The 21,906-nt window shown below is 66.4% G+C and carries 15 protein-coding genes and 2 pseudogenes; 4 read left to right on the plus strand and 13 right to left on the minus strand.

All coding sequences use genetic code 11. The features are described 5' to 3' along the window. The 5 genes and pseudogenes from AC3A3G_RS01295 to AC3A3G_RS01315 all read right to left on the minus strand — a co-directional run. On the minus strand, window positions 1-900 hold a 900-nt coding region (locus AC3A3G_RS01295), incomplete at its 3' end, for a BapA prefix-like domain-containing protein (RefSeq protein ID WP_487487354.1). Between the two features lie 179 nt (window positions 901-1,079). Continuing rightward, window positions 1,080-1,424, minus strand: a pseudogene (locus AC3A3G_RS01300) (integrase core domain-containing protein); the annotation flags it as partial. A 215-nt stretch (window positions 1,425-1,639) separates the two neighbouring features. Beyond that, a complete protein-coding gene (locus tag AC3A3G_RS01305) occupies window positions 1,640-3,745 on the minus strand; it encodes a recombinase family protein (RefSeq protein ID WP_487487355.1) in 2,106 nt (701 codons plus the stop codon). Then, the gene (locus tag AC3A3G_RS01310; RefSeq protein ID WP_487487356.1) at window positions 3,742-4,371 is read right to left on the minus strand and encodes a recombinase family protein; all 630 of its coding nucleotides are present in this window, start codon (window positions 4,369-4,371) and stop codon (window positions 3,742-3,744) included. The genes AC3A3G_RS01305 and AC3A3G_RS01310 overlap by 4 nt, the downstream gene beginning before the upstream one ends. Then, window positions 4,368-4,610 carry a hypothetical protein gene (locus AC3A3G_RS01315; RefSeq protein WP_487487357.1) on the minus strand — a complete coding sequence of 81 codons (243 nt, stop codon included), beginning with the start codon at window positions 4,608-4,610 and terminating at the stop codon, window positions 4,368-4,370. Before AC3A3G_RS01315 ends, AC3A3G_RS01310 begins: the two co-directional genes overlap by 4 nt. A 99-nt stretch (window positions 4,611-4,709) precedes the next feature. Between AC3A3G_RS01315 and AC3A3G_RS01320 the strand changes: the two genes are divergently transcribed. Continuing rightward, entirely contained in the window at window positions 4,710-5,279 is a 570-nt protein-coding gene (locus tag AC3A3G_RS01320; RefSeq protein ID WP_487487358.1) for a MerR family transcriptional regulator, read from the plus strand. Window positions 5,280-5,288: 9 nt separating this feature from the next. Here the strand turns inward: AC3A3G_RS01320 and AC3A3G_RS01325 are convergent, their stop codons facing one another. Continuing rightward, the gene (locus AC3A3G_RS01325) at window positions 5,289-7,058 is read right to left on the minus strand and encodes a recombinase family protein (protein WP_487487359.1); all 1,770 of its coding nucleotides are present in this window, start codon (window positions 7,056-7,058) and stop codon (window positions 5,289-5,291) included. A 67-nt stretch (window positions 7,059-7,125) separates the two neighbouring features. Here AC3A3G_RS01325 and AC3A3G_RS01330 point away from each other — a divergent pair. After that, window positions 7,126-7,980 (plus strand): annotated as a pseudogene (locus AC3A3G_RS01330) (PA0069 family radical SAM protein); the annotation flags it as partial. 61 nt (window positions 7,981-8,041) lie between these two features. Further along, the gene (locus AC3A3G_RS01335; protein ID WP_487487360.1) at window positions 8,042-8,872 is read left to right on the plus strand and encodes an alpha/beta hydrolase; all 831 of its coding nucleotides are present in this window, start codon (window positions 8,042-8,044) and stop codon (window positions 8,870-8,872) included. A 6-nt stretch (window positions 8,873-8,878) separates the two neighbouring features. Here AC3A3G_RS01335 and AC3A3G_RS01340 read toward each other — a convergent pair whose 3' ends face one another. Then, the gene (locus AC3A3G_RS01340; RefSeq protein WP_487487361.1) at window positions 8,879-10,123 is read right to left on the minus strand and encodes a class I SAM-dependent RNA methyltransferase; all 1,245 of its coding nucleotides are present in this window, start codon (window positions 10,121-10,123) and stop codon (window positions 8,879-8,881) included. A 153-nt stretch (window positions 10,124-10,276) separates the two neighbouring features. Here AC3A3G_RS01340 and AC3A3G_RS01345 point away from each other — a divergent pair, with 153 nt between their 5' ends. Then, window positions 10,277-10,930 (plus strand): YMGG-like glycine zipper-containing protein, encoded by a 654-nt coding sequence (locus AC3A3G_RS01345; RefSeq protein ID WP_487487362.1) that lies wholly within the window; start codon window positions 10,277-10,279, stop codon window positions 10,928-10,930. 73 nt (window positions 10,931-11,003) lie between these two features. Here the strand turns inward: AC3A3G_RS01345 and AC3A3G_RS01350 are convergent, their stop codons facing one another. The 6 genes from AC3A3G_RS01350 to AC3A3G_RS01375 form a co-directional block, all read right to left on the minus strand. Next, complete coding sequence (locus AC3A3G_RS01350; protein ID WP_487487363.1) at window positions 11,004-11,738, minus strand: TlyA family RNA methyltransferase; 735 nt, start codon at window positions 11,736-11,738, stop codon at window positions 11,004-11,006. Then, entirely contained in the window at window positions 11,735-14,479 is a 2,745-nt protein-coding gene (locus AC3A3G_RS01355; RefSeq protein WP_487487364.1) for a valine--tRNA ligase, read from the minus strand. The genes AC3A3G_RS01350 and AC3A3G_RS01355 overlap by 4 nt, the downstream gene beginning before the upstream one ends. 136 nt (window positions 14,480-14,615) lie before the next feature. Next, window positions 14,616-18,083 (minus strand): class I SAM-dependent DNA methyltransferase, encoded by a 3,468-nt coding sequence (locus tag AC3A3G_RS01360; RefSeq protein WP_487487365.1) that lies wholly within the window; start codon window positions 18,081-18,083, stop codon window positions 14,616-14,618. A gap of 96 nt (window positions 18,084-18,179) precedes the next feature. Beyond that, window positions 18,180-19,766: a phytoene desaturase family protein gene (locus AC3A3G_RS01365; RefSeq protein ID WP_487487366.1), complete on the minus strand. Its 1,587-nt coding sequence runs from the start codon at window positions 19,764-19,766 to the stop codon at window positions 18,180-18,182. Between the two features lie 36 nt (window positions 19,767-19,802). Beyond that, a complete protein-coding gene (gene hutI, locus AC3A3G_RS01370; RefSeq protein WP_487487490.1) occupies window positions 19,803-21,014 on the minus strand; it encodes an imidazolonepropionase in 1,212 nt (403 codons plus the stop codon). Beyond that, window positions 21,014-21,904, minus strand: a complete 891-nt coding sequence (locus AC3A3G_RS01375; protein ID WP_487487367.1) for an agmatinase family protein — start codon at window positions 21,902-21,904, stop codon at window positions 21,014-21,016. The genes hutI and AC3A3G_RS01375 overlap by 1 nt, the downstream gene beginning before the upstream one ends. Between the last annotated feature and the right edge of the window lie 2 nt (window positions 21,905-21,906).

Below are 21,906 nucleotides of genomic sequence, written 5' to 3' on the forward strand. Positions count from 1 at the left end.
CAGCGTATCTCCGTCAATATCGGTAAAGAAGCTGCTCAAATCCAAAGACGCGATCGTCTCAGCATCAGCATCGTTCTGAGGTCCGATTACGCCCACCGCCTCGGGTGCGTCGTTCACCGGGTCGATTGTGATAACGAGATTGGCTGTGTCGCTGCCACCTTTACCGTCGCTTACCGTATAGGTGATGGTCGGCACCACGCCGTTCCAGTTCGCCGCTGGCGTAAAGCTGTAAGCGCCATCCGCCGCGAGCTTAAAAACGCCGACACCGGAGATCGTTACCTCCGTGCCGGTGGTGTAATTAGTGCCGTTGATAACAAAACCCGTGACGGTAAGACTGTCGTTGTCAGGATCGCTGTCGTTAGTCAGCACATTGCCGGTGACGGGCCCGCCGTCCTCCGTTCCACGAGATGAATCATCAACTGCGACAGGAGGTTTGCCTTTACTCCCTCCGCCGCTTGTCACTGCCGCAATCGTCGCGCCGCCAGCAACAAGACCAAGAACCCAGGGCCACCAAACCAGCCCGGCAACATGATCGAGTTCGATTTCCGTAAAGTGGAACTCGCTCCACTCTTCAGGATACTGTCCCCACCAGACGACACCGTAGTCGTCCTCCAAAATTAGGTCGTTGCGTGCTTCATCTTCGTTGATGACAGTTTCGCCACTTGTCGCAGCGTCTTCAAAACCATCACCGTCCGGATATTTGACAAAGAAAGACAGGATGACGATTTCCTGGCCATCCTTAAGAACCAAAACGAGATCATCACCACGCCGCACATAACGAGCAACACTCTCTGGTGCCAACTTCAGACGAATGACCGATGGCCGATCTAAGGAAATCAACTGCCCGTCTTCGACCTCACGACGCGAGCCGTTTTTCTTGTCAATGATGTCAACGCGCATGGCCATAATCCCCGTCCAAATTTCATCAAAATAGTGAGCAACTCACAAGACGCTCGCTACCCTAGCGTCAAATTCATCTCACAAGAAGCTTAACTTTTAAAAAGTAAAATCAAATACTTTCATGAAATAATGTAAAATCTTGCAATGATCAGCCCCACCTGAGTGGTCAGATTTAAAAGTTAGTGCATGACCGGCCTCTGGTCCATCGGGACGATGGTTTCCGGGGCTGGTGGACGATAGCCCAATGCGCTGTGTGGTCGTTTGGTGTTGTAATGCCTCCTCCATTGCTCGATCAGGATCTGTGCCTCGCGGAGGCTGTAGAAGACCTCCCCGTTTAGCATTTCATCGCGGAAGCGGGCGTTGAAGCTCTCGCAATAGCCGTTCTCCCAAGGTGATCCCGGCTCGATATAAGCCGTCTTTGCCCCGACCGCGCTGATCCAGTCCCGAACGGCCAGGGCTATGAACTCTGGGCCATTGTCGGAACGAATGAAGGCGGGAACGCCACGCAAGATGAATAGTGACGTGCCCTGAGAATTTCCTCCACGCGGAGCTAGAGTCCGGCCCTTGAAAGGACGGACGGAATGAAACGAGCGTGACGCTCACAACCCTGAGGACTAATTGAGCCTGGCGCTCTCGCCCGGTACGGTTGGACGGGCACATCGCCCTGGCTTGCAGCTTGGGGTGAGAAGGCGGGTGTAATCGGTGATGGTCCGCGCCCTTTGAAGTGATCCGACCAACACTAGCCCGCCTCCATTTCCCTGCCCTTCGATCCGATTACAACAACGAAAGCCTCGGGGGCGGACAGGCGGATCACCGGCAGCGGCAGGTGCATGGCGGGGACAGGCTTGGCCATCGCCTGCGCCTTCCAGTCCTTGTCGGCGCGTTGGATGTGGTTCCAGACGAAGCCGGAGCGGGCGGGGTCGAGCTGGATGGCGCGGATGTCGTCGTCCTTGGTGAGGAGGCGGATGGCGTTGATGGCGCGTAGGGTCAGGGGCGCGTTGGAGGCGTAGTCGGGCGTCCAGCCCGGATCGCAGCCGTCGGCCAGGGCCAGGGCGTCGATCAGGCTGCGACGGGTGACGGGGGCGTCCGCATCGTCGAGCAGCCGGGCGAACACGGCGCGGTCCAGGTAGGTCTGCGGCTCGAAGCGGTTATCTTCCGGAAAATAATCAACGTAGTAGCGGAACTGCAAAGTCGCGGGGTCCTGTAGCGTTCCCGGACGGGAAGGGTGCAGGATGACGCGATCTTGGTCCGCCAGCTCCACCAGGGCGGTGAGCGGGCCTTGGACGGTGACGCGGACGGGGCCGCAGCCGCGCTTGTCGGGGCGAGCGGTGTGGATCGGGGTAAGGGTGACCTGGTCGATCAGGGCGCGGAGCTGGTCGCGGGCGGCCTGGGCGTCGCGGTCCCTGCCGTCCAGCGCCAAGCGCAGGTCGTTCAGCATCGTGTCGAGGCGCCCGACCAGGGTCTCGGCGTCCATCGGCGGGGGGACGGGGCGAAGCTGGGCGCGGCCCTGGCGTTCGAGCCCCTGGCGCTCGGTCTCCAGCCGCTCCAGCTCCTGGCGGAACAGACGCCCCGCCACGTCGTCGCCGGTCCCCAGGCCGTTGCGGACTTGGGCCATGATGTTGTCGATCTGGCGGGTCAGGTCCTTGAGACGGGCCTGGGCGGCCTCGGCCTGGACGGCCTGGGCGGCGTTGAGGCGCTCGACCTCGGCGCGGTGCGCCTCCAAATAGGGCGCGACCAGCTCGGGGCGCAGCAGGCGGCCCTTGAGGCCGTTCAGGACGACGGCCTCCAGGTCCTCGCGGGCGACGCGACGGCGATTGTCGCAGGTACCCTCGCGGGCCGAGCCGATGCAGCTGAGCTTGTCGGAGACCACGGCGTAGGGGCGGCCGCAGGCGCCGCAGCGGACCCGGCCGGAGAGCAGGTAGTCGGGACGGCGCTGGTCGCGGAAGGTCGAGGGGGTGGAGCGGCGCGACTCGATGCGGTCCTGGACCGCCTGGAAGACCTCGTCGTCGAGGATGCGCAGGTGGGGCACCTCGACCACCAGCCGGTCAGCCTTGGCGGTGACCTTGGCCGTGGAGGTGCCCTTGTGGCGGTTGTGCTTGGTGACGGTGCGGCCCCACTCGTTGATCCCGACGTAGAGGCGGTTGCGCAGGATGCCCGTTCCTACGTCGCGGTTGCCGTAGAGGGCGCCGGGCTTCCAGGGCTTGCCGCGCGGGCCGGGAACGCCGTCGGCGTTGAGGCCCTTGGCGATGTCCAGGGGGGTGCGGCCTTCCAGATACTCCCGGAAGATGCGGCGCACGACCTCGGCCTGATCGGGATCGACCTCGCGGCGGCCGTTCTTGCCGTCCAGAGAGGCGACCTTGCGGTAACCGTAGGCGACCTGTCCGGAGATGCGGCCGTCCTTGACGGTGCCCTCCTGGCCCCGGCGCGTCTTCTCGGCCTGGGCCTTGAGCTGGCGGGCGTTGTGGGCGGCCTTGAAGGCGACCTCCATGTCGGTGACGGGGCCGGAGGAGACGGTGCACACGGTGATGTCCAGGGCCTCCATCTCCTCGACCATGCCGTGAGCGCCGGAGGCGCTGCGGCTGAGGCGGTCCAGGTCCTCGACCAGGATGATGGAGAACTCTCCCCGGTCGGCGGCGGCGAACATCTCGTAGAGGCCGGCGCGGCCGATGACGGTGGCGCCGCTGCGCGCGGCGTCGTGATAGGCGCCGGCCTCGATCCAGCCGTGCCGCTCGGCGTAGGCGCGGCACAGGGTGAGCTGGTCCTCGATGGACTTGAAGGTCTGGTGATCGGTCGAATAGCGGGCGTAGACGGCGTAGAGCGAGCCCGGCGGGGGAAAGGCGTTCATGAGCGGGCCTCCGGAATGATGAAACCCGGATCGACCGGGCCGGCGACGGTGTGGACGGCGACGCCGAGCCCCTTCAGCTCGGTCAGCAGGGCGTGGAGGTGGAGGGCGTCGCGGCTGAGACGGTCCAGGCTCTCGACAAGCAGCACCTCGAAGGCGCCCTGGCGGGCCTGGGCCATCAGGCTGTTCAGGCTGAGGCGGGAGGTCTTGCGGCCGCTGACGGCGTGGTCCTTGTGGACGGCGATCGTCGTCCAGCCCTGGCGGGCGGCGTAGGCCTCGCAGGCGTCCCACTGGTCGGCCAGGGGATAGGGCGTCGCCTGGGAGGGGCTGGCGCAGCGGACATAGACGGCGCAGCGGACGAGATCGGGCTGGGCGCCCACGTTGCCGGCCTGGAGGGTGACCAGCCGGCCCTCGCCGGTGTGGGCGACGATCAGTTCGAACTCCCCGGCGGCGAGACGGCCGATCAAGCGGTTCAGGCCCTGCCCGGCGAGCGGGGTGGCGCCGGGCGCGTCCTCGTCGACGATGGTGACCACGCGCAGGCCGATCTGGTCGGCGTGGCGGGCGCAGGCAGCCAGGGTCTCGGCGGAGGCCTGGGTCGCATAGAGCGCAGCGCGATCGGGGCCGATCATCGGGCGCCGCCCAAAACCTGGGCCTCCACTTGGCCCAGGACCTGAGCGCGGGCGCTGATCCGGGCCAGCGACAGCATCAGGGGCAGGAGCTGGGCGTCACCGGCGCCCAGGGAGAGGCCCTGGCGGTGTTCGTCGCGCAACTGACGCTGGCGGCCGAGCAGGCGGCCGAAGGAGGCGTCGCCGTGGACGGGCTGGGGGAAGAAGGGCGGCCGAGCACCGGCTTTGGGTGTATGAGTCATCTTGATCGAGAACCTTCCATGCTGTAGGGATACGAGACCGCACGATAACGTCGGTTGCACATTGGTAACGCGATAGCGTAGTAGCACTACGGTGAAAGAATGTCCACAGGCGCGTCCGATTCGGTCGTTTATCGCGAAGGCCTGTTCACGCCGGCGGAGGCTGCGGCCTGCACCGGCCTGTCGCCGGCGATGCAGAGGAACTGGCGCCAGGCGGGCCATCTGCCGGCGCGCACGACGGGGGTGGCGCTGTTCGGTCCTCGCGACCTGGCGGCGATCCGGCTGATGGTGGTGCTGCGCGAGGTGGGGCTGGGTCCGGCGCTGAGCCGACCGGTCGCCGAGGAGGCGGCCCCGAGCGTGGTGTGGTTGGCCCTGACGGATCATCCCGAGACCTGGACGGTCGCCGGACCTCCCGAGGCAGCCGATGCCTATCGCCAGCGACTAGAGACGCTGGGGGACCGGAATCTGCGCGACATGGCAGGCCTGATGGGCCGGGCCTTCGCCTATGGGGTGGCGCAGGGCAAGACGGTGCAGTTCTTCAGCGAGATCGACAGCGAGACGTTCAACGAGGATGACGAGGTGGAGAGCGTGATCAAGCTGCGGGCGATCGCCGCGCGGATCGCGCGCGAGGCGACCCAGCCCCTCTTCACTATCAGCACGCCCAATCGGTAGGTCGACGCCTCACCGCCTCTTTCGATAGCGTTCGATGTAGGCCGCCAGCCACCCCTTGGTCGTGGGATTGGTGCGTACCCAAGGCACGTCTTCATCACCGAACTGGGGAAGCTTCGCGATCGCCAGCGCCACCAGTTTGGCGTCGTCCACATCGGGGTGCGTCTGCTCGATAAACCCGATCCTGTCGAAGCGAGCGACCACTCGGCCATCGTTGTCGAAGATGCAGCCCAGCAGGCCGTTCGGCAGGAACAGACCGATCTGCCGGCCCTCTTCGGGATCATCACTACAGACAACGGTGCAGCCCAGGCCGACGATGGCGTTGTGGACTCGCAGCCGGGCTTCCTGACGGACATCAGGGTCGGAGTCATCCAAGGCTCCCCGGACTTCCCGAACTCGTTTCAGATGCTCGATCGGACTGACGGCGCCTCGGGCGACCTCCAGCGCCTTTGTGGTGTCCTCGCGCTTGGAGGCCAGTTCCGTCACCACCCTCTCGGCGTCGACCAGCTTTGCTTCAATAGCCGGCGAAGCCCCGAGGCGGCCGAGGACATCGACCCAGCGTTCGATCTGCTCGTTCTGATCGATGATGGCCTTCTCGAGTTCGGCCAAGGTCAGCGCAAGATCGGCGGTTTGGTCGGGCGAGGAGAAGTAGCGGTCGTCCAGGACAAGGTGCAGGATCTCGTCCAAGGCGGCTCGCTCGAACGGCTCGTATCGGAACATGGCTTTCTGGCTGCACCCGCGAGCGCGGGCGGCGAAGTTGCATTTCCAGTATCGGTTCGGATTCGGCTGGCCGCTCGTGCGCAAGTGCATGCGATTTCCGCACCGCTCGCACAGGACGACGCCAGCGAACAGGTTGGCCACGCCCCGCGTGTGACGACCGCCCTTCCTCGGACCTGTTTTTCGCGCCTCGATCTGGGCGCGCGCCCGCGCCACCAAATCCGCGTCAACGATCCGAGGATAATAGCCGCGGACGGGCTCTTTGAATTTCGTCCGCCTCGCGCTGGTGTTGGAGAAGCCCGGCACATAGTCGCCCTCGACCGAAGGCTGGCTCAGGATCATCTTCACCGCGCCGATTTCCCACGTCGGCGTTGATGTGGCTTTGCGCCACTTCCCCCATGCCGGCACACCGCGTTCATTCAATTCCTTGGCGATCCAGCCAGCCCCCTTCCCCTGGGCCGCCATCTCGTAGATCTGCCGGACGAGCGTGGCCCTCTCCGCGACGATGTCGAAGCCGCTGCGATCCGGTTTGGCGATCAGCCACCCCGGAGCCTTCGCCGTAATGATCTGGCCCGTGTTCCGCGCCCGCTCCATGTTGCGGCCGATCCGATCCAGCACGCGCTCGGACTTTTGCTGGCTCTCGTCATGGGCCAGCTTGGCCCGCATGAGGATCTCGAAGACGCTCATCAAGTCAGCCTTGAGGCTGGCGTCATCATAGATTCTGGCCCCATCGATGGTGGCGATGGTCAGACCCGCCGCGCAGAGGTCCTCCATCCAACGCAGGGTCAGGCGCGTCTCCTGGCGAGATAGGCGATCCAGCTTTTCGACGACCAGGACGGTATCTCGCCCGATCTCACCACTCCGCACCCGCTCGGCCAGTCGGCCCAACTCGCCAGCGGAAAGATGGGCACCGCTCCAGGCGGACTTCCCCAAGTCCTCGATCACCTCACGGACAGGCCATCCGTTCCTAGCGCAGAACTCATGGCACAGCTCCAACTGGCGTTCGCGGCTAGCTCCCCTCTCCTGCTTGGGGGTGGAGAAGCGTATATAGATTAGGGCTTCCATCCAGAACCAAGTGCGCGAGGGTCGAGATTAATCATAGCCCCGTGTGGCATTAAGTGCAACAGAGCGGCATATCTGCATCTACTGCTACGCCCGTCCGTCCCATGCCTGGATGGGCCTATCCCCGGGCCTGGATTTCGAGAGCCGGATATTCTTCAAGCCGGACGCCGCGCGTCTGCTGGAACAGGAGCTCTCAAAACCCCGATACGTCTGCCGGCGCATCCACATAGGCGGCAACACCGATCCCTATCAGCCGGTCGAGCGCGAAACGCATTCGACCCGTTCGCTCCTGAAGGTGATGCAACGCTTCAACCACCCGTTCAGCATCATCACCAAGTCGGTGCTGATCGCGCGTGACGCCGACATCCTGGGCGACATGGGGGAACGGGGTCTGGCCTCGGCCTTCGTCTCCATCACCACCCTGGACCGCAAGCTGGCGCGGGCCATGGAGCCACGCGCTTCCACGCCCGCCAAGCGGCTGGAGGCGATCAGCCGCCTGGCTGACGCGGGATGCCCGGTCGGCGTCGGCTTCGCCCCCGTCATACCCGGCCTGAACGACCATGAACTGGAGGCCGTGCTGGAGGCGGCGCAGAAGGCCGGCGCGACCTCGGCCATGTATGTGACCCTGCGCCTGCCGCTGGAGATCAAGGACTTGTTCCGCGAATGGCTGGCCGACGCCCGTCCCGACCGCGCCGCACGCGTCATGTCCCTGATCCGCCAGACACGCGGCGGCAAGGATTACGACCCCGACTGGTCCCAGCGGATGAAGGGAAGCGGCCCCGTCGCCGAACTGATCGCCACGCGCTTCAAAGCGGCGGCCAGGCGCTACGGTCTGGACGCGCCGCGTCAGGCGCTGGACCTCACCCAGTTCCGCGTTCCCGCCGACGCCCGACCGCAGCTTGATCTATTCGACATTCCCGCCTGACGCCGCCTAGGATGACCTTTCAGCAGGCAAGGTGAGGGCCATCTCCATGCGCGGAACCCGGATGATCATCGCCGCAGCCGCGGCTATCAGCGCTGGCGGCTGTTCCGTCAACGTGCCGGAGAACGCCTTCCTCTACCCCGATGCGCGTATCGCCGCCGAGAAGATCGAGCTCACCCCCGGTCCCGCCATGCCGCCATCGGCGCAGACCCTGACCCTGCCCTATGCCGGCGGCCAGTTGGCCACGACCCGACTGTCTTCCGCAAAAGGCGATCAGGCGCCGCTGATCCTGTTCTGCGGCGGCAACATGTTCCGACAATCGGCCTATGGCGGACTGGTGGGCGAACAGCTCTCGGCTTTCGGCGATGTCCTGCTGTTCGATTACCCCGGCTACGGCGCCTCGACCGGCGCGTCCGACATCGCCTCCATGAAGGCGGCCGCCGAGGCCATGGCCGCGCATGCCCGTGCAACGGCCGACAAGGAACGGCGCACGCTCATCCTATGGGGACATTCTCTCGGAGGAACGGTCTGTGCCCAGGCCGCGACAACCGCCAATGCTGACATCCTGGTGCTGGAAACGACCACCCCCTCGGCCGGCGCTGTCGTTGAAGAGACCCTGGGGTGGAAACGGCTGCTGGTTCGCGTTCGCCTGGCCTCGACGTTGGCGGAAATCGATATCCCCTCGACGCTCGCCGGCTATCAAGGCCGGGTCATCGTTCTGGAAGCTGGACGCGATACGGTCCTGCCGCCGATCCTGAGCCGTCGTCTGGCCCAGGCCCTGGCGGAGAACGGACGATCGGTCGATCATCTGATCTTCGCCGAAGCTGGCCACAATGACGTGCATAGTCAGCCCGACTTCACGCCCCGAATGACCGAAGCCCTCGCCCGTCCCTAGTCTCGCCTAGCGCCGGAACACGCCGACCAGTTCGATATGCGTCGACCAGATGAACTGGTCGATGGGCGTTACCTTCTCCAGTCGGAAGCCGGCGTCGACCAGAACGCGCGCGTCGCGGGCGAAGGTCTGGGGGTTGCAAGACACCCCGACGACGACCGACGCCTTGGTCCCCGGCAGCTGTTGCGTCTGTTCCAGAGCGCCCGCGCGCGGCGGGTCGAGCACGATGGCCTCGCAGCCCTTCAGGTCATAGGGCGACAACGGGCGACGGAACAGATCGCGCGCCTGGGCCTCGATCCCCTTCAGGCCCTGAGCCGTGCTCAGGCCCGCCTTCAACGCGGCGATGGAGGCGGCGGCGGAATCGGCGGCCGTCACGCTGGCGACCTCGGCCAGAGGGAAGGTGAACGTGCCCGCCCCGCAGAACAGGTCCGCCACCTTCTTGGCCCCCCTCACCGCCTCGACCGCGCGCTCGACCATGGCCGCCTCCGCAGCCGGAGAGGCCTGCAGGAACCCCCCCGCCGGCAAGGGCACGGACGCGCGCCCGAACCGCACGCGGGGCTGGCGCGCCATGACCAGCGTATCGCCATCCAGGCTGAGCCGCGCCAGATCGGCCTCGGCCGCCGCTGCGATGGCCAGCGCCAACTGGTCTCCATTCAGGCCGCCCGAACGCTTCTCGACCCCGGTCACATCGACGTCCAGACCGGTGTCGGTCAGGGTCACGTGCAGGGTCGGCGCCGATTTCGGATGCCCCAGGAAGGGGGCCGCCACCTTGGCCAGGGCGGGCAGAGCCGCCGTCAGGTGCGGGTCCGACAACGGACAGTCCGTCAGTTCGACCACCCGCCACGACTTGCGCGCCTTGAAACCCAGGATGACGCGCCCTGCCGCGCCCTGCCGCGCATGCAGCGCCAGGCGGCGACGACTGGCCAGCGGCGTCGCCACCGTCGCCTCGACTTCGGATTCCAGCCCCTCGCGAGCCAGGGTCTGGAGCACCACCTCGCGCTTCCAGGCCAGATAGGGTTCGTCTGCCCAATGCTGCAGCGGCGCGACCCCGCACTCGGCATAGATCTGCGAGTGAATCGGGCGACGGTCGGGGCTGGCCTCGATCAGATCGAACCGCTCGGCCCGTCCGTCCTTGACCTCAGCGGCGATCACCTCGCCCGGCAGGGCGCCCGGCACGAAGACCGGGCCGTTAGCGGTGTCGGCGATCCCGTCGCCCTGATGGCCCATGCGGGCGATGGTCAGCGTCTGCGTCATGCAGCGGCTTCTAACGGCTTCCGCGCGAAAATCGAAACATGAACGAAGATGAACGAGGCGATCAAAAGCCGTTCAGCTTCACGGCCCTATCAATGGCTGCAACAGACGGCGACCTGATCCGTTCAGGTGCGGCATCCGTCGAAGGAAAAAACGATGATCGCTCTCATCTCGAAAAAAGCCTCGGCCGCCGCCATCGCCGCCCTGGCCTGCGCCTCGGCCGTCGCCCTGCCCGGCGTCGCCTCAGCCCAAAGCTACGGCTACGACTATCCGCCCGCCTATGGCTACGGCAACAACGGCTACAGCCAGGGAACCTACTACGACCCCTGCGTGCGGGATCAGCGTCAGCGCGCCACGACCGGCGGTCTGCTGGGCGCCGCCATCGGTGCCGTCGCCGGCTCGCAAATGGCCGCGCGCGGCCGCCGCACCGAGGGCAGCGCCCTGGGCGGCGTTCTGGGCGCCGCGATCGGCGCAGGCGTGGGCAACAGCTCGGCCGCCTGCGACAGCCGCGCGCGCCGCGACGTCAACTATGGCTATCAGGGAACCTACGTCCCGCCGGCCTATGGCTATGACAACCGCGGCTATGACGATGGCCGCCGTTACGACGATCGTCGCGACGGCTACGACTACTACCGCGATTATCCGCAAACCATCGATCCGGGTTTCAGCCCCCAGACCAACAGCTATCAGGGCTATGGCGACGAATGCCGCCTGGCCGAGAGCAACATCCGTCTTCCCGACGGTCGTATGGAGACGCGCTACGTCCGCTCCTGCCGCGACCAATCGGGCCGCTATCGCGTCGTCGATTAAGTTTCAGCCCCCCTGTCAATCGACGATGTGAAGAGGGCCGCCGGATATCCGGCGGCCCTCAAATCGTTTGGGGTCAGGCTTTCTGCGCCCAGAGCAGAAACTCGACGTTGCCGTCGCCGCCGGTGATCGGGCTGTCGGCGACCTCGCGCACGGTCCAGCCGCTCTGATCCAGCCAGGCGCGTACCTTGGCCACAGCGGCGGCGTGCGCCTCCGGATCCTTGACCACGCCCTTCTTGCCGACCGCCTTGGGGCCGTCCGCCTCGAACTGCGGCTTGACCAGAGTGATCAGGTCCGCCCCCGGCGCCGCCAGATCGAGCGCCGTCGGCAGCACCTTCGACAGGCTGATGAAGCTGACGTCGCAAACAATCAGGGACGGCGCCTCGGTGATGACGTCAGGCGTCAGATCGCGTGCATCGGTCTTCTCCAGGTTCAGCACGCGCGGATCGGCGGCGACCTTCGGATGCAGCTGCCCCGTGCCCACGTCCACAGCGAACACCTGCGCCGCGCCGCGATCCAGGCAGACCTCGGTGAAGCCGCCCGTCGAGGCGCCGACATCCAGCACGACCCGGCCGTCAACCGCGACCGGCCACAGGTCCAGCGCCCGCTCCAGCTTCAAGGCGCCGCGCCCCACCCAGCGGAAGGCGTCGACATAGGTGACGACCGCGTCTTCATTGACGGTCTGGGACGCCGCCCTCGCGGGCGCGCCGTCCACGGTGACGCCGCCCGCCTCGATCGCCGCCTTGGCCTTGGCCCGGCTTTCGGCCAGGCCGCGCGCGACCAGAAGCTGATCCAGCCGGAGCCGGCTCAAACCATGGCGTCCAGACGGGCGAGAGCAGCCTGCAGCTTGGCCTTGCCCTCTTCGGCCTCGACCAGCTTGGCGCGCTGTTCATCGACCACCTCAGCGGCGGCGCGAGCGACGAAGTTGGGGTTGCCCAGCTTCTTGTTCACATGGCCGATATCGCTATCGAAGGCGGCGATCTCCTTCTCCAGACGCGCGCGCTCGGCGGCCAGGTCGATGATCCCGGCCAGCGACAGGGCGACCGTCGCCCCGCCGGAAACGAAGGTCACGGCCCCGGTCGGCGCGGCTTCTGCCACGGCGACCTCGGACACGCGGCCCAGCGTCAGGATCAGGTCGCGGTGACGCGCGATGCGTTCAGCCGTCGCCGCGTCCGGGGCGACAAAGGCCAGCGGCGGCTTGGCCGACGGCGGCACGTTCATCTCGGCCCGCAGGGCGCGGATTTCACCGATCAGATCGACCAGCCAGCCGATCTCGGCCTCGGCCGAAGCATCGACAAAGGCGTCCGGTAGCATGGGCCAGGTCTCGCCCATCAGCAGACCGTCGCGAGCCGGACCTTCCTTGCCCAGTTCAGCCCACAGCTCCTCGGTGATGTAGGGCATGACCGGGTGCAGCAGCTTCAGCGTCTGGTCGATGGTCCAGGCGGTCATGGCGCGTGTTTCGGCCTTGGCGGCTTCATCGGCGCCGTTGAACACCGGCTTGGCCAGTTCCAGATACCAGTCGCAGAAGACGTTCCAGATGAAGCGGTACAGGGCGCCCGCCGCATCGTCGAAGCGGCCGCCCTCGATGGCGTCCGACACCTGACGCTCGGCCTTGGTCAGTTCGCCGCGGATCCAGCGGTTGATCGTCTGCTGCACCGTCGCGGGATCAAAGCCCTCGACGCGGCGCGCCTCGTTCATCTGGCTGAAGCGCGCGGCGTTCCACAGTTTGGTGCCGAAATTGCGATAACCTTCAATGCGCTGTTTCGACAACTTGATGTCGCGCGTACCCGACAGGATCGCCATGGTGAAGCGCAAGGGGTCGGCGCCCAGCTCGTCGATGATGCCCAGGGGGTCGATGACGTTGCCCTTGGACTTCGACATCTTCTGGCCCTTCTCGTCACGGACCAGACCGTTGATGATGACGCGCTTGAAGGGGACTTCGCCGTCCATGAAGTGCAGACCCATCATCATCATCCGAGCGACCCAGAAGAAGATGATGTCCGCCGCCGTGACCAGGTCGCTGGTCGGATAAAAGCGCTCCAAATCCTCGGTCTTTTCGGGCCAGCCCATGGTCGAGAAGGGCCACAGGGCCGAGCTGAACCAGGTGTCCAGAACGTCCTCATCCTGAGTCAGAACGACCTCGGAATCATAGTCCGACATCGCCTGTTCGCGGGCGTCCTCTTCCGTCTCGGCGACGTAGATCTCGCCGTTCGGACCGTACCAGGCGGGGATGCGGTGGCCCCACCACAGCTGGCGCGAAATGCACCACGGCTCGATGTTGCGCAGCCATTCGAAGTAGATCTTCTCATAGGACTTCGGCTCGAAGACGGTGGCACCGTCCTCGACCGCCTTCAAGGCGGGTTGGGCCATGACCTTGGCGTCAACGTACCACTGGTCCGTCAACCACGGCTCGATGACGACGCCCGAGCGGTCGCCGTGCGGAACGACGTGCTTGGTCTTCTCTATCTCGCGCAGCCAGCCCTCTTCCTCGGCGCGGGCGACGATGGCCTTGCGCGCGGCGAAGCGGTCCATGCCCTCGTATTCCGCAGGCACGTCGGGCGTGTCGGCGGCGGTGATGCGGCCGAAGGCGTTCATGATGTTCAGGGCCTCAAGTCCTGCACGCTTTCCGACGCCGAAGTCATTGAAATCGTGAGCAGGCGTGATCTTCACCGCGCCCGAACCCTTGGTCGGATCGGCGTAGTCGTCGGCGACAATCGGAATGCGGCGGCCGGTGATCGGCAGGGTGACGAACTTGCCGACCAGACCCTTGTATCGCTCATCGTCCGGGTGAACAGCCACGCCGGTGTCGCCCAGCATGGTTTCCGGCCGGGTCGTGGCGACGACGATGAAGTCGCGCGTTTCGAACTCAGTCGCCTTGCCGTCCTCGTCGAAGGCGACCGGATGCTGATAGGTCACGCCGTCCGACAGACGATAGGCGAAGTGCCAATAGGCGCCGTCGACCTCCTTCTGCTCGACCTCAAGGTCGCTGATGGCGGTCTGGAAATGCGGATCCCAGTTCACCAGCCGCTTGTCGCGATAGATCAGGCCGTCCTTGTGCAGTTGGACGAAGACCTTGCGGACGGCGGCGTTCAGTCCCTCGTCTAGCGTAAAGCGTTCGCGCGACCAGTCGCACGACGAGCCCAGGCGACGAAGCTGGCGCACGATGGTCCCGCCGGATTCGGCTTTCCACTCCCAGACCTTCTCGATGAAGGCGTCGCGGCCCAGGTCGCGACGACCGATATTGCCCTCGGCGGCCAGCTTGCGCTCGACCACCATCTGAGTGGCGATGCCCGCGTGGTCGGTGCCCGGCAGCCACAGCACCGCCTTGCCCTTCATGCGGTGATAGCGGGCCAGGATGTCCTGAAGCGTGTTGTTCAGGGCGTGGCCGATGTGCAGGCTGCCCGTTACGTTCGGCGGCGGAATGACGATCGAATAGGCGTCTGCGGCGCCGTCCGTCGGCTGGGCTGCGCGCGGGGCGAACAGGCCGCTGTCCTCCCACTGGGCGTAGATACGCGGCTCGGCGGCCTTGGGTTCGAACGTCTTCTCAAGCATGGTCATCTCGTTTCCCCGGCGACCAACGTGGCGCGCCGTCGATCGGGGCTGGAATTCTTCGGTAAAGCAAAGGGCGGTCCCGCCGGAACCGCCCTTAAATGACTTAATGATCGCCGCGTCCCACGGCTAGGCCAAATCAGTGCCGTCGCGGCGAGAACCAGCCTTCATCCGTGTGTTGGACCGATCCGGCCACCGCCAGGATCGCCAGGGTCTGTTCGATCCGGTCCGTCTTACGGCGACCGATCCGGCCATCGAAGCGACGCGCCAGCTCCAGCGGTTGCAGCGGCCGCCCTTCGCGACGCAGCTCTTCCAGCAACACGCCCGCCAGAACCGCAGGCGCATCGGGCAACGGCGCTCGGGCGCTCGCCCTGTCTAGCGGCGCCTCAATCTGCACGGCGCGTACGGACGACTTGATCCGTCCCGCCTGGTAGCTCGGCCGCAGGAATTGGATCTCGCCCCTCTCCTCCTGCACCCGTCGCGTGCGGTTCAGTTCCAGCAAGGCGCCGAGCGTCGCCGGATCCGTCATGCCGTCGCGCCAACCGTAGGCCATCGCCACCTGCTGATCCAGCCGCTGATGCAGATGATGCAGCAAGCCGACCTGACCGCGATCGTAGAGATCGCGCTCGCTACCTGTCAGTTCGCCCCCCTCCTGAAGGCGACGCCGGACGTTGTAGAGCCCGGTCATCGTCAAATCCTCGTGCTGGGCCAGAACCTGACGACGGCGTTCGTCGATCTCTTCAGCCAAGACGCCGATCTCCTCGCCTGCGGCGCTGTTCAGATCCGGAAAGGGAAAGGCGTCGAAGCAGACCTTCTTGTTATAAACTGGCCGATCCTCCAGCCGCCCGCCGCGCGCCAAGGCCCAAACCCCGTGCACATGCGACGACAGCACGCCCAGGATGCGCGGATCGTCCGAGGCGACGGCGATCAGGGTATTGTCCGGCAGGATGTCCGCATCCAGAAAACGGAACCATCGGTGCTTGGCCGTCTCCACCGTGGCGATGTAGCGGGACAGCCCCTCCAACGCCGGGCGGAACTCGCTGCGCGGCTCGCCGAACATCCACCAGTTGTCGCGGTAGGCGGCGCGATTGTTGCGGTCGCGCTCGGGCTTCACCGCCTCCAACAGATGCTGGAAGACGGCGGGGTGACTACGGCGCGCCTCTTCCTCAGTCCAGCCGAACAGATCGATCACCTTCACGCCGCGCGATCGTGAGGCCAGATCGCGCCCGTTGCGATAGGCGCGGATCGGATTTTCCGCCTCATCGCTGGACGCCTCCAGCAACTGCTTCGCCCGGTCCGGCGATACCATGAACCCACCGCCGTGCAGCTTCACGCCCGGCGAGCACAACAGCGCATTGGCCTTCAGCGGCTGCGCCTCGCTGACCGACGCCCCGATGGTCAGATCCGGCCCGATGTCGCCGCGCTGTTCGCGAAGGACGATGTCCGGCGTTTCGCCGTCGCTCATTCTCTCTTCGACCACCGTCAGCAGGCGGCCCTGCCCATTCGGCTCGCCGCGCTCGGCCACGGTCATGGCGATGCGTACGTCGGCGCGGTCGGCGCCCTTGATCCACGGATGGTCTGGGATGGCGAAGGTCAGGCGCATGGGCGGCGCGCCGTTCAGATGATGCTCCAGCACGCGCCGGGAAAAGGTCTGGGTGATCGAGTTGGTGGTGATGAAGCCGAACCGTCTCAGCACGCTGCCCTTAGCCGTCAGGATTTCGGCCGCGCGGTCCCACCAGGCCGTGACCAGATCCGCCGAGCGGAACCGCCCCTGCCGCACCCGCCACAGGGCGTCGACATAGCCGTCGCCCAGTTCGCCGCGCACGTCCTTGCCCCCGATGAAGGGCGGATTGCCGATGATGAAGTGCGCCGTCGGCCAGGCCGTCGGGCGCGGATCAATATACCGCGTAACCTCTCTCTCCTCGTGCGCCACAACCGCGGAAAGGCCGCCGCCTCGGCTCAACACCCGCGCGTGGGTCAGCGGCCGCCCGCGCGCGTCCCGCACCAGTTCTTCGTCCTTCCAGGTCAGCAGCGCGTCCGTATGCCGGATACGGTTGAAATTGCGCAGGATCGGCTCGGTCGGCTTGGCGTCGCCGGCGTTCCTGAAATGCCATTGCAGATAGCCGATCCACATCACCATCTCGGCGATCCAGGCAGCGTGGACGTTCTTCTCCAGCCCCCAGAACTGCTCGGGACTGACGGTATGCCCCTCCAGGCCGAGCGCCGTCTGGGCGTCTCCCAGGTCGGTCAGGGCGGTCAGAACCTCGCTCTCGAGATCCTTCATCATGTCCATGGCCACATAGAGGAAGTTGCCGGTGCCGCAGGCGGGGTCCAGCACCCGCGTCGTGCACAGCGCATGGTGGAATTCGCGCATGGCGCGGCGCGCCCGCACCACGTCGCCGCTGGCGTAATGGCCGACCGCCAGCCCCGCGACCGCCTCCCACTCGGCGCGCAGCGGCTCCATGATCGTCGCCTCGACCAGCCGCCGCACATAGGCCTTGGGCGTATAGTGGGCGCCGAGTTCACCGCGTTCCATCGGGTCCAGCGCCTGTTCCAGCAAGGCGCCGAAGATCGCCGGCTCGACCGAAGCCCAGTCGCGCTGGGCGGCGGCGATCAGAGCCTCCAGCTCCGCCTCCGTCACCGGCACGGCCGCCTCTTCCTTGAACAGGCCGCCGTTGAAACGCCGCAGATCCTGGCGAACCGCCGAGCAATGCCCGCCGCTGTTCATGCGGCGAAAGAAATCCGCCGCGCTGACGTGAAAGCGATCCGCCATCCCGCGATAGCTTTCCAGCAGACGTAGAAATCCCCGGTCGTCGATCAGTCCCACGCTGTCAGCGAACATGGCGAAGATGCACTGCATGACGAACAGCGATGTGCGCTTGTCCCACGCCGCCCGCGTCACGACATCGACGCAACCGTTGGAATCGGTCGGCGCCCGCTTGCGGATCGAGCGCACCAGCCAGGCCAACCGCTCGGCGATGTCGCTGGTCACGGCCGCCACATGGCCCGCCGGGTCCAGACTCATCGGCTCGTCCCACACCCGGCGCAGACGCTCCCGCACCGCCGGGTCGCGCAAGTCGTCCATGGAGATGCGGCAGCGCGCCAGGTCAGGAAACGGCACATAGCCCTTCCCCTGCCGATCGAAGTCGGCCCACAGGTGGATGGAGCGCCCGACGTCCACGACCACGATGAAGGGCGGCCATTCGTCCAGCGCCTTGGCGTAGGTCTCGGCCTGCCGCTTGGCGTCCAGCATCAGCCGTTCGATTGCACCCGCATCGCCCTTCGGCGGTTTGCGCCCGCGCCCGTTGAACAGGGCCAGATGCCGCTGCGGGTCCAGTTCGCCGCCCGGCGCCCGCTTCTGCGACTGTTTGGCCTCCAGCACGAAAGAGCCGCGCCGATAACAGTCGATGAATCCCCGGTGCGCGCCGCCGTCGTGAAAGCGGAACTCCACCCGCCGTTCGAAACAGTAGCCGCGATCTCCCACCGTCTCCTGATCCGGCGCCGTCACGCCGATCAGGGCGCATAGTTGGCTGATGAAGGTCTGATAGTGCGAACGCTCGCTGATCGTCGCGCTGCTCCAGCGCGTGATGAACGCTTCGACATCCATAGATTGTTCTCCCACCCCTGAGAGAACAATATTAGGTTGCATATTGGCAAAAACACAACCTTACATTACTGCAGGACAACCTGGGCGCGACAGGCCTCAGCGCCTGCCGAAATCCTTCATCACCGCTTGCGCCGCATTGTGTCCTGGCGCTCCCGTCACCCCGCCGCCCGGATGAGCGCCCGATCCGCACAGATAGAGCCCAGGCACGGGCATCCGATGATCGGCGTGGCCCAGCACCGGCCGGGCGCTGAACAGCTGATCCAGCGTCAGCCGTCCGTGGAAGATGTCACCGCCGATCAGGCCGAAGCGCCGCTCCAGATCACGCGGTCCCAGCGCCAACCGCCCGACCACCGACGCCTTGAACCCCGGCGCATGGGCCTCGACCGTCTCGATCATCAGATCGGCCACCGTGTCGCGATGCGCGTCCGCCAGATCCGGTGAAACGTGTTGGCAGAACAGGCTGGCGACGTGCTGGCCCACCGGGGCCAGGCTGTCGTCGAGGGTCGAGGGGATCAGCATCTCGACGATCGGCTTTGACGACCAGCCGTTCAGCCGCGCTTCGGCGTGGGCCCGGTCCATATAGGCCAGGGTCGGGGCGATGATGATGCCCGCCGTCAGGTGATCACCCGCGCCCGGCAAAGCGGTGAAGCGCGGCAGTTCGGACAGGGCCACATTCATGCGGAACGTGCCTGAGCCCGAGGCGTAGCGGCTCATACGCTCGGTGAAGTCCGCCGGGACCGCGGCCGGATCGACCAACCGGTCGAACAGCAGACGCGGGTGCAGGTTGGAGACCACAGCGCGGGCGCAGACTGCGTCGCCCGCTTCGGTCACGGCGCCGACCGCCCTGCCCTTTTCCGTCAGAACCTCGGCGACAGGCGTATCCAGCCGAATGTCGACGCCCTGCTCGGCGCAGGCGGCGGCCATGGCCTGCGTGATGGCGCCCATGCCGCCGATGGCATGGCCCCAGGCGCCCTTCTTGCCGTTCACCTCGCCAAAGACGTGGTGCAGCAGGACATAGGCCGAACCGGGCGTATAGGGGCTGGCGTAGTTGCCGACGACGCTGTCGAAACCGAACAGGGCCTTGATCGGGTCGCTCTCGAACCAGCCGTCCAGCCAGTCGCCTGCCGACTTGGCGAACAGGTCCAGCAGGTCGCGCTGCGCCGCCAGCCCCAGCCCTGAAACCCGCCGCCCCAACGACGCCGCCTTCAGCAACTCCGGCAGTGCAGCCAGCCAGCCGCTCTCGACCACGTTCGGCGGCGTGGTCAGGATCAGGTCGCGCAGGATGGCGGCGACCGTTTCCAGCCGGGCCTCATAATCCGGCAGGCGCTCGGCGTCGCGGGTCGAGAATTTGGCCACCTCAGCCTGGGTCCGCCCCTCGCCGGTCAGTAGGTAGCGCCCATCGTCAAAAGGCAGGAAGTTGGCCGCCCGTCGCTCTACCACCCGCAGGCCGTGGCGGGGCAACTCCATGTCGGCGATGACGCGCGGGTTCAGCAGGCTGACGGTGTAGCTGGCGGTCGAGTTGCGGAAACCCGGATGGAATTCCTCGGTCACCGCCGCCCCGCCGGCGACGCCGCGTCGTTCCAGCACCGTGACCTTCAGACCGGCCCGCGCCAGATAGAAGGCGCAAACCAATCCGTTGTGCCCGCCGCCCAGGATGACGACGTCCGTTTCCGCCTGCGCCATACGCGCTCCCTCCCGCTTGAGAGAGCGACGCTAGTCCTAGGCCGCGCGTCCCGCCAGATAGCGGCGATGCAGCAGCGGCTTGCCCAGCCAATAGGCCAGTTCCGCCGGGCGGCTGATATCCCAGACGGCCAGGTCGGCGGCTTTGCCCGCCTCAAGCGTGCCGATCTCGTCCTGCAGGCCCAGCGCGCGGGCCGCGTTGCGCGTGGCGCCCGCCAGCGCCTCTTCCGGCGTCAGGCGGAACTGGACGCAGGCCAGGTTGATCGCCGCCGTCATCGAGGCGACAGGCGAGGTGCCTGGATTGCAGTCCGTGGCCACCGCCATGCGCGCGCCGTGCTGGCGCAACAGGGCGATCGGCGGCGCCTGCGTCTCGCGCAGCATCAGGAAGGCGCCGGGCAGCAGCACCGCGACCACGCCCGCCTCGGCCATCGCCTTCACGCCCGCCTCGGTCGTGTGCTCGATATGGTCGGCCGACAGGGCCTGATAGCGCGCGGCCAGCGCCGCCCCGCCGCCGTCCGACAGTTGGTCGGCGTGCAGCTTGACCGGCAGGCCCAGTTCCTCGGCCTTGTCGAACAGGCGGCTGACCTCCTCGACCGAGAAGGCGATGGGCTCGCAATAGGCGTCCACGGCGTCGACCAGACCCTCGGCGTGGGCGGCGGGCAGGATGTCGTCCACAGCCTTGTCCACATAGACGGCGCGGTCGGCCTTATGCTCGGGCGGGACGGCGTGCAGGCCCAGATAGGAGGTGCGCACCCGCACCCCGGCCTCACGCCCGATGCGGCGGGCGACGCGCAGCATCTTCAGCTCGCTGTCGTGATCCAGACCATAGCCGGACTTGATCTCGACGGTAGTGACGCCGGTCGCCTTCAGCCCCTCCAGCCGCGCCAGAGCCGAGGCGTAGAGCTGATCCTCGCTCTCCTCGCGCGTGGCGCGCACGGACGAGACGATGCCGCCTCCGGCGCGGGCGATCTCTTCATAGGTCGCGCCTTCCAGCCGCCGCTCGAACTCGCCCGAGCGATCGCCGCCGAAGACCAGATGGGTGTGGCAGTCCACCAGCCCCGGCGTGACCCAGCGCCCGCCCATGCTGTCGGTTTCCACAGCCTTGTGCACAGGCAGGTCGGCGCGCGGCCCGACCCAGGCGATGCGCCCATCCTTGACCAGGATGGCGGCGTCCTCGATCGCGCCATAAGGCTCGCCGCCCTCGGTCATTGTCGCGACGTGGCAGTCGGTGATCAACAGATCGGCGTCGATCATCGCGCGGCTACTCCAGCCAGGATTTCACAGAACCAGCGGCCCGCTGTCAGGGAGCCGAGATCGCCGACTTCCAGCGACGGGTCGTATTCGGTCAGGTCGACGGCGCGCACCTTGGCATGGGCGCCGATGGCGCGGGCGGCATCGAAGAAGTCGTGCACCGACACCCCGCCCGGCCGCGCGCCGGGACTGGCGGGCCACTGGCTGCGGTCGATCACGTCGATGTCGAAGTCGACATAGATGACCTCGCACAGGGACGACAGACGCTCCAGCTCCTCGACCACCACATTGGCTAGGCCGCGCTGGCGGCACTCGCGGGCGGTGCGGACGCTGATGCCGGCCGCCTCGGCCTTTTCATGCGCGCGGCGGGTATTGGCGAAGGGCGCGAGGCCGACCTGGCTGATGCGGCGCCCGTCCATGCCGTCATCCAGCAGCGCCTGGATCGGGTTGCCGTTGGTCAGGCCCTGGTCCGTGTCGCGCAGGTCGAAATGGGCGTCCAGCGTCAGTACGCCGACGCGGTCCAGCCCCAGAGCATGAACGCCCGGCCGGGTGATGGCGTTGTTGCCGCCGACCAGAATGGTCAGGTCGCGATGGGCCTGCGCCGCCACCGCGTCGCGCACGGGCTCGAAGGCGTCGAACGGCGAAACGGCCTTCAGCGCCACATCGCCGGCGTCATGAACCTTGATCTCAAGCTCCAGCCCCGTCTCGACATCATAGGTCGACAGACGCGGCAGAACCCCACGCAGCACCTTCGGCCCCAGGTCACAACGGCCCGGGGTCAACGACCGCTCGTTCAACGGCGCGCCGATCAGGGCGACGCGGGCGTCGGGATGACGCCCCACCAGATCGCCGACAGAACGCCACCCCAGGGCTTCAGACGGTTGGCTCATGG

The organism is Brevundimonas sp. Soil_N_31, from assembly GCF_057655995.1.